Origin of the sequence: Christiangramia aestuarii (assembly GCF_009735585.1) — a bacterium.
Classification (GTDB): Bacteria; Bacteroidota; Bacteroidia; order Flavobacteriales; family Flavobacteriaceae; genus Christiangramia; species Christiangramia aestuarii.
Map to the genome: position 1 here is coordinate 527,447 of NZ_VJVW01000002.1, position 14,904 is coordinate 542,350.

Here is a 14,904-nt window from a genome sequence, read left to right on the forward strand (position 1 = left end):
TCTGAAAAAAACTTATTTATTGTTCATTGTTTATTGCTTGTTTGGGGCTTATTGTCATTTCGAAGGAGAGCAGCGACTGAGAAATCTTTTTCTTAATTGTTACTAATTACGAATCAGGTTTTTTTAAAGTTTCAGAAACGTCAGAATGGTCTAAAAAGGTTTTTAGAACAGATTTTGATGGAATATCAAAAGATCCTGAAATGAATTCAGGGTGACGGCTACTCCACTATTTACACCCGTCATGCTGAACTTGTTTCAGCATCTCTAAAAAAAAGCTTACTTCAAAAACTCGTGAATTCGCGGCTAAAGCCCTTAATTGATTTAGCAAGGATACCTTGATCCATATATTATTATGGCAAAACAAAGACAACCTAAGCAAACAAAAAACCCGACGCAAGGCCGGGTTGTAATTCTATTAATTTTCAGATTCTACCAAAAAGCAGCTCTATTTTTCAGTTTTCTCCAGAAATTATCATTCTCGTCTCCATAGGCGTAGCCGTATGCATATCCGTATTTATTTCCATAACCAAAATTGGCTGCCTTTACATCATTCAAAATAAAGCTAAGGTTCTGAAGCTTGCCTTCCTTCCTGGAATTTTCAGGGAAATCCAGAAGTTTCCTTTCCGTAAACCCAGCCCTAACCACGTAAAGCGTTAGGTCGGCATAATCATTTATCAGGAATGTATCAGAAACCAACATAGAAGGCGCTGTATCAACGATAATATAATCGTAGGCTTCCTCCAGGTTCTCAAAAAGATTTTTGGTTTTAGAATGCCTTAAAAGTTCAGAGGGATTGGGAGGAATGGAACCTGAAGAAAGCAGATCAAGATTCTCATGAAGACTCGATTTCTTTATCAGCCTGTTCAACTCCAGTTCTTCATTGGCCAGATAATCACTAACCCCCTGCCAGTGTTTGGCACCGGCTTCAAAACGCTGAAGCTGTGGATTTCGAAGATCTGCCCCCATGATAAGAACTTTCTTTCCTGAGTTGGCCAGGGTGGTTGCCGTATTAAAAGCAATGAAGGTTTTTCCCTCACCTTTTATAGTAGAAGTTATAAAGATCTTCACACCTTTTTTCTTGTTTCCACTGTTGACCAGCAAATACTGAAGATTGGTATGTAATATCCTGAAGGATTCCGCAAGTACCGACCTGTCATTTTTTTCGATCAGTTCAGCCATTCCTTTGCCTATACGCGGTATCTCTCCAACTATGGAGACGTTTGATATTATATCCTCAAGATCGGTCCTGCTTTCTACCTTATTGTTCAACAGGTTCCTGATGTAAAAGAAAGCAAATGGTACGCCAAGGCCCAGTAAAAGTGCGGTTAGGTAGATACTCCTAATATTAGGAGACACTGGTATATTTGAACTCAAAGCGGTATCAACAATTTTTGCTTTAGGGGCAGTAACTGCCAGCGACAAAGAATTTTCCTCTCTTTTCTGAAGCAGGAAAAGATATAAAGATTCCTTGATTTGCTGCTGACGTTCGATCCCGCGGAACTGTTTTTCCTGGGAAGGCACTGAAGATATTCTCGATCCTACCGAAGCCACCTGCTGATCCAGGTTACTCTTGGTGATATTCAGGTTCTTCTTTAATTGATTTAAACTGCGAACTATATTACTCTCCAATTGAGAAATTTCGGCATTCAGCTTTTTCACTACCGGATTCAATTCACTAGAGCCAGCCAGGATCCGGTTACGTTCCAGAACAATATCATTATATTGCGAGATAGCCTCATTAACATTAGCTTCTTCTATGCCAAGATTTGCAGGAAGCAGGTCTGAAGAGCTTTCATCAGAAATATAAGAAAGCACTGCATTCACCAGCTCCAGCTGTGTCGCAAGCCTTTCCTGCTTTATACGATACTCCTTAGCCGATTCCACATACATTTGTGACTCACTCTGTATATCGGTTAACCTGTTCTGCTCTTTGAATTCAACTTTTCCTGATTCTACAGAATCCAATTCTCCATTGATTATTTTTAATCTTTCATCTATAAAATTAGCTGTATTGGTAGCTACGAGGTTCTTATCTTCTATAGTTTCACGGTTATATTCAAGAATGAGCTGATCTAATATATCCTCTGCTTTCTTTCTAACCGGATCATTCAGGCTCAATTCGATCAAACTTGAGTTCTTCTCCTTGAGACTTACCGCCAGAGAATTACTGTAATGTTTGGCAAGATTCAAAACCGGGTGCACTTTAAATATGATCTCTCCCGGATAACCTGCCCATGAGATATTCTCATTTTCCTGAATACTGACAACTCCAAAATCCAGATCTACTGGCTTACCCAATTTGGCAGAAACCTCATTTCCATTAGACAGGTTGCTTATGATAATTCCGTCTCCACTCCGGCTTATCTTGTATTCATAGTAAATTGCATCATCCTTATTCTTCCTACTGAGAACTTTTATTTCCACCGGACTTACCTCATACAACTCAGAATTTCTCAAGGCATCAGCATCATGGTAAGTGATATTAAGGTCGAGGGCGTTTACCACATTCCTCATCAGCCCGCGGCTTTTCATAAGCCCAATCTCGTTCTCTATAGAATTAGAATTCATTCCGTTGAACAATCCCAGATCCTGGAATGCAGCCATTTCAGAATTCTGGCTGTTTTTACCGTCTTTGATGATAACACTGGCCGAGGCCGAATAAACCCTTGAGGTGTGTTGTAAGTAGAAAAACGCAATAAGAAGTGCCAATAGCGCACTCAAAACGAACCAGGGCCAGTATCTCAGATACTTTTCAAGCTCTTCCCTGATATTAATTTCGCTGGCTCTGGCCTGAATATTTCTTTGATCTTGTGCCATGATTAATTTGTAAATAATAATACTAACGAAATCGCCACAGATGCCACTCCCAGATATCTGGAAACAGTGCCAAGATATCCTGCACCCTGTTTTGCGGCACCGGTTGGCTCTACATAAACCACGTCATTCTGCTGTAAATTGTAAAACGGGGAATTTATCACATTTGCATCGGTTAGGTCCAGGTAGGCGTGCCTCTTCTCTCCATTTTTTCCTTCGCGCATCACCAGCACGTTCTTGCGCTTACCTGAGATCATAATGTCACCGGCCATACTCAGAGCCTGAGGCAGGCTTATATAATCATCTTCGACCTTGTACAGCCCTGGAGATCGCACTTCCCCAAGTACGCTGATCTTAAAGTTCAGAATCCGCACATTCACTATAGGATCTTTAACATAAGGCGAAACCAATTCCTTTATTTTAGAGGCTAGCTCAATACTGGTATACCCCTGTACCTCTACAGTCCCAATCACCGGAAATTCAATAGTTCCATCATTAGAGACCATATAGGTTTCCAGTTCCACATTGGCATTTCCCATATTACCACCTCCGCCAACTGTTTTGGTTAAATTAAAAGGCAGCGCAGCTTCCTGTTCGGGAGCAGAAACTCTTATGGTTAGAAGATCGTCTGGCTGAATTTCAATATTATTAGGCAGGCTTTTCTGGTTTTCCAGGTTCTGGAAGTAAGCCACCTTCTTTTTAGAAACACATGATGTTATAAGTAACAGGCAAAGAATCACCTGTACGATTTTAAAGATATTCATTAGTAGTAATTTCGGGTTGCGAATATAGCATTCATTCAACAAAAATTCACAATTTTTTAACGTTTATGTTCCAGGCCTAAAGCGATAAGCTGTAAACCTTAAGCGTAGGTATTTTTTGTTTGTTATTTATTGTTTGTTGTGGGTTGTGGGTCTTATCAAATCAGGAGTACCATAAATTTAATAAAGACTTTTCTTCATTGAACCAGGTATATATTATCCCATCTCCAAAGCATTCTCAAATTACCAGATTTTCAAATTATCTAATTACCTAATTGCTTTATCCAGGCTTCATTATAATTCCTTAACACATCAGACAGTCGGGGCATGCCGATCCGGAATTGTCTCGCTACAGGATCCTCGTTATTATAGGTGTATTCCCAGCGAAACTCCTCGGTTGTTCTAAGCTCAAGTTTTTTGCCCCGTATTATTTTTCCCGGCCAGAGTGAAAAAGCGAATTGAAACCCACCGGAAGTACCAATATCGGTACGGGCTGCAAATAAACCTATCTCGGCCATGGGGAATTGTTTGATCAGGTCCAGCCTGGCTCCCCTATCCTCATACAGAAACTGCCCGGCACTTAATTTTAAACTGGTATTTTCGATGCCGGTCCTCCATTCCACATCCACAACCCCGTAAAGCTTATCCATGGGTTCAGAGGAATATTCAAGTCCATATAAGCGGTAAAAGCCAGTTAGCCCGACGGCAAAGCCAAAACTCCAGGAAGAATCCAGTTGGTCATATCTATATTCCAAATCAAAACCGTAGCGATCATTATAAAAAGTACCGGCGCTAAAGCTAAAAAAGTGGGCATTCCAGGGCTGGGTGAAATAATGCAGCATGGTAGGTGCTGCACGCAATTTCATCCCGTGATTATCCAGGTTGTTAACAATGGGAATAGTGATGCCGGTTTGCAGACTCAGGCCCTGGGCCAGATAGACCCGGGTATCCAGGATCATATTGAACTTGGTCTCAAAAGGATCGGAATAATATCCAAACCGTGAAACCACTTCTGGATGAAGTCTGAAACTAAATCGGTAATTTTTAAAAGGCTTATTATTCCTATTAAAGAATTCTCTTTGCTGCTGGCTTATAGTTGTAAGCTGAAAGCTGGATGCTTCATACGCCCCTACCAGCTTATTATGATACAAAGGCAGCCACGTGATGTTAGTATTGTTGATCTCTGTCTCCTTCCCGGAGATAAGTTCAGCAAAATAAATACTATGCCCCGGATTCCTGAATTCACGGTTTTCGAAAAAAACATTCAGACTGTCCCGTTGCTCCTGGATTAGCACATTCTCAAAGCCTGCCTGCCATAGCTTATCCTCCAATTGCTGGGAGAAAACCTGCAGACTACAAAAAAGTAAAAGGATTTTAATCCATCCTGTCTTCATAGGCTCTTAAGCTTTTTGGAGATTTAGATAAGGAGAGGTTCAGTCCAGCCGTAAACCCCCAGGCTTTAGCTTCATAGGTATGGGCCTGGAGTGATAACCAGTTAAAAGGTTTTATGTAGATTCCCCCGTTCAGGCTGTTAGAATCATATTCCATCATGACGCCGGCAAAATCTACCGGGCTGTAGCTAATGGCGGAAAAAAAGCCACTCAGGTATTCAGCATTCAGATTGACCTGGGATTTCTTTTTTATCTCAAGATCAAAATAGGAATCACTTCCAGTTTTTTTCAGAAAAACGTAGGGAGATCCAAAGCCTACAGTAAGCTGTAATCGTCCTAAGTTGGTTTTAAAATTTTTGGTAGCCAGCAAATAGTCGTGGGTAAGGTAAGGCGCAACCGATCCAGGTGGGGTCCACCCCAGTACTATAGCCGGTAAAAATTCACGCTCCTTGGAAAGCCTGAACCTGAAATCTAGCTGCCGATCTCCAACACCCAGCTTATCGATCTCAGCTTTAGCAGGGCGATGAGCTACACTTAGGTTAACCTCGAAAAACGAAGTAAGGGAAGCTCTGAAACTATAGAAATTCACATCGGTCTTTTCATTCCCGAACATGCTATAGTCTCCCGGCAGGTGGCTAAAAGTAATTCCCAAAGGTCTGTCCGTATTCCAATTCGCCGAAGGCGTATTGATATAACCGGGCTTTCCCATGATGTTCACCTGAGCAAGTGATTTGAACGCCAGGAAGGATAATAAAAAAAATAGAAGTATGCGGGAACGCATTCTGTGGCAGTTAGTATTGAGTATTGAGATATTAGAAATGAGATGTTAGAAATGAACTCTGAGAACTCAATCGAGTATCCGAAAAAATTTCTCTTGTTTATTGTTCATTGATATTGACCAATGTCTAAGGTTGTTTGCTTATTCACCGAAGCATTAGTGTAGGTCGGCGGGCTGGAGCTGCCTTTAGGCTTCAGCCATCATTGTGAAAATAACGAAGCTATCTCCAGACTTTCTGTAAAAGGAATGATTTAAAAACAAAAGAGTTGTTTCCCGGGTTTTAAAGTAGATTCGACAAGCTGAACTCGTTCCAGCTTTCCTGTTGAACCAACAATATAAATGGGAAACAACCCTTTAAATTTTTTAATGCTTTCTAACTACCAGATCCCTGATCGTGGCATTCGTTAAGTGCTGCTTGCAGCTTATTCTGGGCCTCTTCTTTAATGGCTTCGAAATTAGCGTTCTCGATCTCCAGTTTTTCATCTCGAATCTCCTCTGCAGTTTGTACTTCAAGGATTTCCTTCTGATTGATCGTAGAAACTCCAGCCGCATACCATTCTTTAAGAGCCTGTCTTGAACTTACGGTAAAGATAAGGGCTAGTTCCCTGATTTCTTCAGCAATATCAGGGTTAGTATCAGCGTAACTATCGGCAAGTTCCAGTAATTGGATAGCTGCAGCCTGGAATTGAGATTTATAGTCTTCATAGGTCTGGTTCAGGGCTTCCAGCCTGTTATCTGCGCGAAGCTCAGCCTCTCCTACTCTTCTTACATAATTGGCTTCTATGATCCCAAGGTTTTCCTCGTGCTTGGCAATAGGATCGGCCATGGCCTTTTCGTAAGCTGCCTGGGCCGCTGCCTCACAACCAGAAGTTTGCTGTTTGGTAGAAGCTTTACCGCGAGTGAAATCATTTTGAACAACAGAACTTCCTTCGGTCACTACAAGGTTATCCCCAAGGTCTATTACCGGAAGTAAATTTAGAACTTCGGCCGGAGCGTTCTCCAACGCAGCCTCCAGGTCCTGAAGATCGGAACTCAGCTCTTCTGCATTAAATATTTCCTCGATCTTCTCTGAGGTAAGATCTGCTGCCGCCTGCTGATTTTCCAGAGAAAGTGTTTCTGAAAAATCCCCAACAGCTTCAAGGCTTTGTTCGGTCTCGGTACTAAGATCTCCACCATCGGCAAGATCGTTGGTAAGATCCTGCTTGGCCGCAGATTCCTCTACTTTCCCTGTATTAGGTTCAGTAATTTCAGGATCTGGATCATCCACATCTGGTAATTCGTCCAGGTCTTCAAACTGGTCTTCGAAATCGTATTCTGGTGGGTTATCATCATCTTTACTACAGTTAACTAACAATAAGCCAGCCAGGGCAAGGCTGAAAAAAAGTGCCGGCCTGGCGGTGGAGCGTAAAAAATTTAATTTCATAAGATTGGTTTAATAAAAATTGATAATTGAAAGAGTATTTAATTAATAAAAGTTTTAATATCTAAAGACTAAAAAAGCTGTTCTCCCTTACCAGTTCCCTTAACTGTACCCTAATTCCTTTAGGTCTTCTCGGTTCAGCTTGCTTCAATTCCTGAGCCCTTTTCTTGAGCATCTCGAACATCACTCCCACCACTAAAAAAAGAAAAATACAGAATGCACTCATCCAAAGACTGTTCAGTTCCCGGCTTACCAGGATACAAACCGCAATTATAAGAATATTAAGGCCACCAAGAACTAAACTGGCCTTTTTATGAGACAAATTATTGTCCAGTAGTACGTGATGCAGGTGATTACGGTCTGCCTCAAAAGGAGACTTGCCATCGCTTAAGCGAATTAGGATCACTCTTAAGGTATCGAAAATGGGAAGAAAAAGTACCGCCAGCACAAAAAGGGCCCTGTTCTCTGGCAGGAAGCCAATTTTCAACAATTCCGGAGATTCCGGCATCACCAGGATCTTGAGACTAAGAAAAGCGATAAGAAAACCTATGATCAATGAACCCCCATCCCCCATGAACATCTTGCGGTGACTATTGGAAAAATTATACCTTAAAAAAGCAGCCAGTATACCCACGGCACTAACACTTAGCAATACAAAATAGGGTTCTCTAACCAGGTAGAAAGCTAGTGCGAATATGCTGCAGATCACTATTCCGGCGATTCCGGCCAGGCCATCTATCCCATCAATTAAATTATAGGCGTTGATAAGGGCGACCACGATCAATAGCTTTAAACCATAGCCAATAATTAAAGGGATTTCCCCTATCCCTAAAAAACCATGCAGGTCGAGCATGCTCAACTCCGGGGAAAAAATGATAAAGCCTGCGGCAAAGACCTGACTTATAAATTTAAGTTTTGCCGAAGAAACAACAAGGTCATCCTTTAAACCTGCCATAAAAAGAAAGGTCAATCCAATAATCAAATGATTTCCGGTAAAAGAAGTTCGCAGACTTTGCAAAACACTGATAATAAGTATCAATACCAGGAAAAAAGCTACTCCTCCAAAGGAGGGTACCTCAAGCTTATGGGAACTGCGGTGATTGATCTCTGTAACCAATTTTTTCTCTTTGGTTACCCATAATACCTTTGGGATAAAATACCAGGTTAAACAAAATGCCAATAGAAAAGTTCCAGCGGCAAAAATTGCATAATAGCCCCGGAAGAGATCTAGAAGTACCTGGTGGTCTAAAATGTTCATAGGATTAGGTTGATATTGGTCTTAAAATTATAAACCTATCGGTAGGGCAATAAGTATTAGTTTAAATTAATATTTCGGAACGCTGGTAAAGATATAAAAGTCTTTCAATAATTCGTTCTGCTGTCTTCCCATCCCACAAAGGAATTTCTCTTCCCTTTTTCCAGTTACCCGCCATTAATTTTTCCAGGTAAGGCTGAAGGCTTTTTGGATCAGTGCCAACAAGTTCGTTGGTACCTAAGGTAATAGTTTCCGGTCTTTCGGTATTATCACGAAGGGTCATGCAGGGTACTCCCATAACGGTAGTTTCCTCGGTAATTCCTCCTGAATCGGTAACCACAGCTTTTGCATATTTTACTAGATAATTGAATTCCAGGTAGGATAAAGGCTCTACATAATGTAGATTCTTATGTTCTATTCCTAAATTCTTTAAAATTTTAGCAGTTCTCGGGTGAACCGGAAAAATAACAGGCAGGTTCCCGGAACCATCAATGATCGCCTGCATCATTTCCTTCAGCTTTTCTTCCTCATCCACATTCGCAGGTCTATGGAGGGTAAGCACCAGGTATTCTCCTTTTTCAAGGTTTTCTCCAGCAACTTTTATTTTCGGATTAACCAACCTTTCCTGATTTGCAAGGAGGGTATCTATCATAGTATTTCCCACAAAATGTATCCTATCCTCTTCTATACCGGCTTTTCTAAGGTTTTCATTCGCGATTTCTGAAGTTGTAAAAAAATGGTCGGTAATCGAGTCTGTCACCATACGGTTGATCTCTTCGGGCATGCTAAGATCTCCAGACCTGATCCCAGCCTCCACATGAACCACTTCAATATTCAGTTTCTTAGCCGTGATACTGCAGGCCATGGTGGAAGTCACGTCGCCAACTACCAACACTACATCAGAAGGATTCTCCAGTAATTCCTTTTCGAACCTGACCATTATATTGGCCGTTTGTTCAGCCTGACTTCCGCCGCCAGCTTCCAGGTTAGCATGAGGTTCAGGAATTCCAAGCTGTTCGAAGAAGCTTCCGGACATCTTTTTATCATAATGCTGACCGGTATGTACCAGTCTGAAATCTATAGCTTCACCTTCTTTCCTGGCCTTTTCAATAGCTTTGATGATAGGAGCGATCTTCATAAAGTTCGGCCGTGCCCCAGCGATTATAGTAATTTTCAACATATTAATTTAATTGTCATTCTCGAGCGAAGTCAAGAGGTTTATTAAAATTTATTTCTCTTAAGAAGATATAGAAACCTTACAAGATGTATCTGCCTTTTAATTCGAGAAGGTTGTTTCACTAATCGATAAGCCCATTCCAGGTTATTTTCCACCCACCATTTTGGGGCTCTTTCCACATTACCGGTAAAAACATCAAAACTACCACCCAAACCTTGGTACAAGGCTGGATGTTTTTTTTGTATTTCTTCCATAAGCAACTCCTGCTTAGGAGATCCCATCGCCACAAAAACAACATCAGGTTTCTTCAGAACAATATCGCTTATCAATTCTTGTTTCTCTTCCTTGGATTTAATATATCCATTACGATAATTAACAATTTTAATTCCTGCAAATTGTCTTTTAAGCTCTGTTACGGTTTCCTCTATGATTTCTTGTTTTCCTCCAACAAGGTAAAAAGTCTTCTCTTTATAGTAGGTTTTAATAATATCCAACCAAAGTTCACAACCGGGAATCTTTACAACATTTTCAATACCCTTTTGCTTGAGTGCCATCACTGCTCCGATACCGTCAGGATACCCCATATTCCTATTTATGATACCTCTGGAGGCACTTGTTGCATGCAGAATTTTCTCCGCATTAACTGCAACCAGGATCTTCTGTCCTTTCGTAGCAAAATCTATAAGTGATTCTCTTGATTCTGGAGCGTAGGTTTGTACCCCATTAATCGATTGCGACTGCATTTTTCATTTTTTGATCTTCCAACAAATAATGACTCATAGCATTGAACATAAAGGCGTTGCTCCACCTCATATAAGAGATTTTCGAACTTATCCCTTTTTTCAACTGGTAGTAAAAAAATCCTTTTCTATCCTGCATATTCTTAATGGACCAATCTAAAACTTTGGAGGCAAGCCCCCGATATTGATTAAACCTGTCTAATCTAGAAAGTGTAACAAATAATTGAGCCGGACAGTGAATATCGATCGGATAAGTTTTATCATGGTAATATTTTGGGGTACCGTCTTCCTTAAAAAAGTTACTAATGTAGAAATCAAATCCTTCCCTAATATTATCTTTAAAGGCAGTATCTCCAGTATTTTCCTGGTAAAACTGAATGGCATCAAGATTATAACCAGTATGGAAGCTATCTATCCAGGATTGAACAGGTAGCAATCCATATATCCAGGATCCATCTTCACGTTGGCCTTTACAAGCAGCCATCACGGATAATCGAGCTAAATTTTTATATTCTTCCTTGCCCGTGTATTTATAGCAGATACTGAGTAATTTAGTACCGAGTAATGATGCATTGTATACAGTATTATTGCCATTTAGTGGACTATAAGAAAATAATATCCCTTCATTATGCCTGGTCCGGTTTAGATCATTCACTATAAAATTTGCAGATGATAATGCAGTTTCCAAGTACTTTTTCTCTTTTGTTATCTCGTAAGCCTCAAACAATGCCGAGGCACAAAAGGTAGTTGCTACAACGGTTGGCGTTTCCTTTGGAAACAAGAACAACCTTCTAGCCTGCCAATCGAAATTATAGCCCCAACAGGCTCCAGAATAATTTTTACTCTGCTTCTCTATCAGTAAATCTGATAGAAAACAAATTTTTTCAAGAAATTCTTCTTTAGTACCAAAAGAGGTATCCCCAGATTTAGCAATTTTATAAAGATTACAATATCCACTGAGGAATAAACCAATACCTTTTGAATTAAATTCCTTTGGAACTAATAAAAGTTTGCGAAAATTAATCGGGCTTCTTTTAAACCCTTGTATCCACGCCAACCTGGCCAGATCCCAGTGTTGAAAACCGGTTGCTTTAAACACCTTAGAATTTAGACCATCATAGGGATCCCAGCCTTTAAACTCTTCAGATTCGCAATAATTCTTTAAATCTTTAAAAGAGGTGATATCCCTAGATTTCAACTTGTGCTCCTGCATTTTTTATTGATTCAAGAACTTTAAAACTCGCCTTAGTAACGGCATATAATTCTTCAAATGGAATAGGAGAAGATCCATCTTTAATTAGATGTTCCATAAAACTCTCAACCATTTCTTTTTGCCCTTTATTCTGATTTAGAAGCTTTTTCTTTGACGGTTTTCCCTTACCATATATTTTTAATTCTTTAAAATCATTGATCACAGCAGTTGTGCCCGAGGAGTATATTTCAATGTACTCCTTCGGAAGCTCTTTAGCACCATTGGCGTAGTAAGCCACTACCCCAGTTGAGCCATTTTCAAATTGAAGTAATATATTCGCAGTATCATTTAATCCCTGTGGATCGGGGAGTGCATTAGCAGAAAGTTTTACGGGCTTACTTCCATTAATAAAGGTTAGGTAATCTATAAAATGGCATGCTTCTCCAATTATTCTGCCACCACCAATTTCCATATCCTGAATCCATGTATCTTTGGGAATGGCACCTGCATTGATCCTATAGATCATTGACATTGGACCGTTCCCAATTTTCTTTTTTACAGTTTTACTGAAAGGTGCAAATCTTCTGTTCACGCCCATCATTATAGCTTTACCAGATCTTGCCTGCTCCTGCGCAATTTCCTCAAGTTCTTCCTGATTTAGACATAATGGTTTTTCAACAAAAATATTTTTGTCAGACTTTAAACCCTTGAGAACATACGAACCATGAGAATCATGACGCGTAGCTACAAATAAAGTATTTGTCTTGATATCGAGCACATCTTCCTCTCTGGAAGCGCAGAATTCAAAATTGAATTTTTCAGCAACTCTTTTAGATGTTGTGCCGTTATTAGTAAGAACTCCAATTCGTTGAACTTCTTTGGTATCAGGGAGATTTGGCAATAAATTGCCCTGGGCATAACTACCTGCTCCAATAAAAGATATATTAATATTCCCTGCTGGTTTTGAGGAGTTTGTAGAAACAGGATCCTTTAGCTGTTCTTTTTCACTATTATATTTTAAAGCTAATCCAATAAAAGGTTCGGTCTTATTGACTACTAAGTCAAAAGCCTTTGGTGCATCGTCGAAATCAAATTCGTGGGTCGTGAGGTAATCGATGTTGATTCTTTCCGTATTAAGTAAATACTGAAAAGCTTCCATATTTCGCTTTTCTGTCCATCTTACATATGCCACAGGATAATCCATTCCTTTTTCCTCATAATCCAGGTCATATCTTCCCGGGCCATAGGAACACGCCATCTTTAGTTCCAATTCTTTTCGGTAATAATAAGGATCACGATCAAAACCGGTAGGCACAGCTCCAAGGACTACTACTTTCCCTTTTTTTCTGGCAACAGCCCCAGCAAAATTTACCGGGTCTAAACTTGAAGTTGCCGCAGCAATTATAACCGCATCAGCTCCGATCCCATTTGTGACATTCGAAATCTTATCTTCAATTCCTCCTGTATTTCTACTAAAGCCGTGGTCAACTGCTCCATTCTTAACTGCAAGATCAACAGCAGCATCTGAAATATCGACCCCGATGACATTTACACCCGAAGCTTTGAGAATTAGGCAGGCTAACTGCCCTAACAATCCTAAACCAATGACCACACAACTTTCTCCCAGCCTGAGATCTGCCTGCCGGACTCCCTGCATGGAAATTGCTCCAAGCGTATTGTAGGCTGCGTTTTTTAGATCAGATTTTTCTTGCAGCTTTACGCAAAGGTTTACCGGTACAGAAACAATTTCGGCATGATTTGCATAGCCGGCTCCGGCACATGCCACCTTGTCTCCTACTTTAAATTCGGTAACTCCTTCTCCTACTTCTACCACTTCACCAGCGCTACTATACCCAAGTGGTGAGTAAGCATCTAATTTTTTAGTAACCGCTCTATAAGTTTGTACTGGTCCTTGTTTCTTTAAAACATCCAGCACTTGTTTAACCTGCTGCGGCCTTTCTTTAGCTTTTCCAATAAGGCTTTTGCGTGCCGCCTGAACGGTAGAACCTTCAGTTCCTGCACTAATAAGTGAATAATGATTTTTCACTATCACCATTCCCTTTCCCACTTGAGGATATGGAACATCCTGTATAATCATTTCGCCCGACCCGAGCTTTTGCGTAAGTTGCTGCATTAATAGTAAATTATTTTATTTCTTAAATCATCAAATAATTCGGATTTCATTAAAAATAGGCCTATAAAACCCCAAAGTAAAATGTTATAATAATAATAGTCTCCCGGTGTTAATCCGGTACAGTCTATCAGGTACATCGCCAGTAACATCAATAGAAAGGGCTTTACTTTACCCCGATATTTCAAACCCAATATTCCTATTCTGATAAAGAACAATGCATACAAGAAAACACCGATTATACCACTAACTAACAAAACCCTTAAAAATTCGTTATGTGCCGGCCTATTGATACCATCTCCAAAAAATTTTCCAATGGCACTTCTTTTCTCCCAGTTTTCTAACATTTCTTCCCATATATAACCTCTTCCTGCCAGGGTGTACCTTGCGTCCTCAATTTCTCCACTCTGGAAGCCGGTTTCTTTTGAAAAAAGTTGTTCAATATTAGATTCCATTTTTTCTCCAAGCAGTAAAAATGCACAAAGCGAAAAAGTAATTACCAAAAAAGCCGATTTAAGTTTATTTGGAGCATAAATCACATAGCAAAGACCGCTCATCACTAGAATAAGCATACCAGCTTTGCTGAATACATTATATATCGCGTAAACAGAGGATAACATTAAAAGAAATATTCCAAGTTTTGCATATGTCTTTGGCCTAAAAAGGAATAAATACAATGCCGAACCTATTAAGGTAAAATACCCATAAAACCTTACTGGAAAGGCATCATGATAAAGACCCACCATTCTAGTTAAACCAACCGTCTTTCGCTCACTCCAAACTATCCCGGTTTGTCCCTGGAATATACTTATCGCAATAGGAAATATTCCTCCTATCATTAAGGCAATAAGGAACTTTTTAAGCTTTTCTGGAGTATCTATTAAATAAGGGATTAGAAAAAAGGCCAGCAGGATATTTATATACTTAATGAAGGATTCAAGAGCATTAAGAGGATTAAACAAAAAGCCATAAGCGATTCCAAAACATAGCGCCACGAATAAAAGAATACCCAGATTTGCCCAGCCCTTTCCCACATAGTGTTTACTCATGGATTTATAAAACATTATCGGGATTAAAATACCTTCAATTGCAATAAGCGACAATGGGCCAATCTTTGTTTCCCAGGTTGCATCTACAATTGATTTAGTTGCAACAATCAAGAGAAAAGCGGCAAATGGTCCCTCTTTAATTCTTGTAATTATTATTGCAACAATTATTATGCAAGCCAGGTAGAATAGCATCTTC

11 protein-coding genes are annotated in these 14,904 nt (G+C 40.0%); all 11 read right to left on the reverse strand.

Features of this window, described 5'->3' with window-relative positions:
• Nucleotides 1-429: 429 nt before the first annotated feature.
• The 11 genes from FLP08_RS06330 to FLP08_RS06380 all read right to left on the reverse strand — a co-directional run bounded on the left by FLP08_RS06330 (nucleotide 430) and on the right by FLP08_RS06380 (nucleotide 14,900).
• The gene (locus FLP08_RS06330) at nucleotides 430-2,817 is read right to left on the reverse strand and encodes a GumC family protein (RefSeq protein WP_156275131.1); all 2,388 of its coding nucleotides are present in this window, start codon (nucleotides 2,815-2,817) and stop codon (nucleotides 430-432) included.
• A 2-nt stretch (nucleotides 2,818-2,819) separates the two neighbouring features.
• Nucleotides 2,820-3,578, reverse strand: coding sequence for a polysaccharide biosynthesis/export family protein (locus FLP08_RS06335; protein ID WP_156275133.1), 759 nt, complete (start codon nucleotides 3,576-3,578; stop codon nucleotides 2,820-2,822).
• Between the two features lie 260 nt (nucleotides 3,579-3,838).
• A complete protein-coding gene (locus tag FLP08_RS06340) occupies nucleotides 3,839-4,969 on the reverse strand; it encodes a YjbH domain-containing protein (RefSeq protein ID WP_156275135.1) in 1,131 nt (376 codons plus the stop codon).
• Nucleotides 4,950-5,747 carry a YjbH domain-containing protein gene (locus tag FLP08_RS06345; protein WP_156275137.1) on the reverse strand — a complete coding sequence of 266 codons (798 nt, stop codon included), beginning with the start codon at nucleotides 5,745-5,747 and terminating at the stop codon, nucleotides 4,950-4,952. The genes FLP08_RS06340 and FLP08_RS06345 overlap by 20 nt, the downstream gene beginning before the upstream one ends.
• Nucleotides 5,748-6,117: 370 nt before the next feature.
• On the reverse strand, nucleotides 6,118-7,167 hold the full coding sequence (locus FLP08_RS06350; RefSeq protein WP_156275139.1) for a hypothetical protein: 1,050 nt from the start codon (nucleotides 7,165-7,167) through the stop codon (nucleotides 6,118-6,120).
• A 61-nt stretch (nucleotides 7,168-7,228) separates the two neighbouring features.
• Nucleotides 7,229-8,422 carry a glycosyltransferase family 4 protein gene (locus FLP08_RS06355; RefSeq protein ID WP_156275141.1) on the reverse strand — a complete coding sequence of 398 codons (1,194 nt, stop codon included), beginning with the start codon at nucleotides 8,420-8,422 and terminating at the stop codon, nucleotides 7,229-7,231.
• A gap of 61 nt (nucleotides 8,423-8,483) precedes the next feature.
• A complete protein-coding gene (gene wecB, locus FLP08_RS06360; RefSeq protein WP_156275143.1) occupies nucleotides 8,484-9,599 on the reverse strand; it encodes a non-hydrolyzing UDP-N-acetylglucosamine 2-epimerase in 1,116 nt (371 codons plus the stop codon).
• Nucleotides 9,600-9,640: 41 nt separating this feature from the next.
• Entirely contained in the window at nucleotides 9,641-10,339 is a 699-nt protein-coding gene (locus FLP08_RS06365) for a WecB/TagA/CpsF family glycosyltransferase (protein WP_156275145.1), read from the reverse strand.
• Nucleotides 10,320-11,549 (reverse strand): glycoside hydrolase family protein, encoded by a 1,230-nt coding sequence (locus FLP08_RS06370; RefSeq protein ID WP_156275147.1) that lies wholly within the window; start codon nucleotides 11,547-11,549, stop codon nucleotides 10,320-10,322. The genes FLP08_RS06365 and FLP08_RS06370 overlap by 20 nt, the downstream gene beginning before the upstream one ends.
• The gene (locus FLP08_RS06375; protein ID WP_156275149.1) at nucleotides 11,524-13,662 is read right to left on the reverse strand and encodes a bi-domain-containing oxidoreductase; all 2,139 of its coding nucleotides are present in this window, start codon (nucleotides 13,660-13,662) and stop codon (nucleotides 11,524-11,526) included. Before FLP08_RS06375 ends, FLP08_RS06370 begins: the two co-directional genes overlap by 26 nt.
• Nucleotides 13,662-14,900: an O-antigen ligase family protein gene (locus FLP08_RS06380; protein WP_156275151.1), complete on the reverse strand. Its 1,239-nt coding sequence runs from the start codon at nucleotides 14,898-14,900 to the stop codon at nucleotides 13,662-13,664. Before FLP08_RS06380 ends, FLP08_RS06375 begins: the two co-directional genes overlap by 1 nt.
• Nucleotides 14,901-14,904: the final 4 nt, after the last annotated feature.

Coding starts and splice junctions, on each gene's coding strand:
- wecB (WP_156275143.1), bottom strand. CDS start 9,599: ATGTTGAAAATTACTATAATCGCTGGGGCACGGCCGAACTTTATGAAG.
- FLP08_RS06330 (WP_156275131.1), bottom strand. CDS start 2,817: ATGGCACAAGATCAAAGAAATATTCAGGCCAGAGCCAGCGAAATTAAT.
- FLP08_RS06355 (WP_156275141.1), bottom strand. CDS start 8,422: ATGAACATTTTAGACCACCAGGTACTTCTAGATCTCTTCCGGGGCTAT.
- FLP08_RS06335 (WP_156275133.1), bottom strand. CDS start 3,578: ATGAATATCTTTAAAATCGTACAGGTGATTCTTTGCCTGTTACTTATA.
- FLP08_RS06370 (WP_156275147.1), bottom strand. CDS start 11,549: ATGCAGGAGCACAAGTTGAAATCTAGGGATATCACCTCTTTTAAAGAT.
- FLP08_RS06365 (WP_156275145.1), bottom strand. CDS start 10,339: ATGCAGTCGCAATCGATTAATGGGGTACAAACCTACGCTCCAGAATCA.
- FLP08_RS06345 (WP_156275137.1), bottom strand. CDS start 5,747: ATGCGTTCCCGCATACTTCTATTTTTTTTATTATCCTTCCTGGCGTTC.
- FLP08_RS06380 (WP_156275151.1), bottom strand. CDS start 14,900: ATGCTATTCTACCTGGCTTGCATAATAATTGTTGCAATAATAATTACA.
- FLP08_RS06375 (WP_156275149.1), bottom strand. CDS start 13,662: ATGCAGCAACTTACGCAAAAGCTCGGGTCGGGCGAAATGATTATACAG.
- FLP08_RS06340 (WP_156275135.1), bottom strand. CDS start 4,969: ATGAAGACAGGATGGATTAAAATCCTTTTACTTTTTTGTAGTCTGCAG.
- FLP08_RS06350 (WP_156275139.1), bottom strand. CDS start 7,167: ATGAAATTAAATTTTTTACGCTCCACCGCCAGGCCGGCACTTTTTTTC.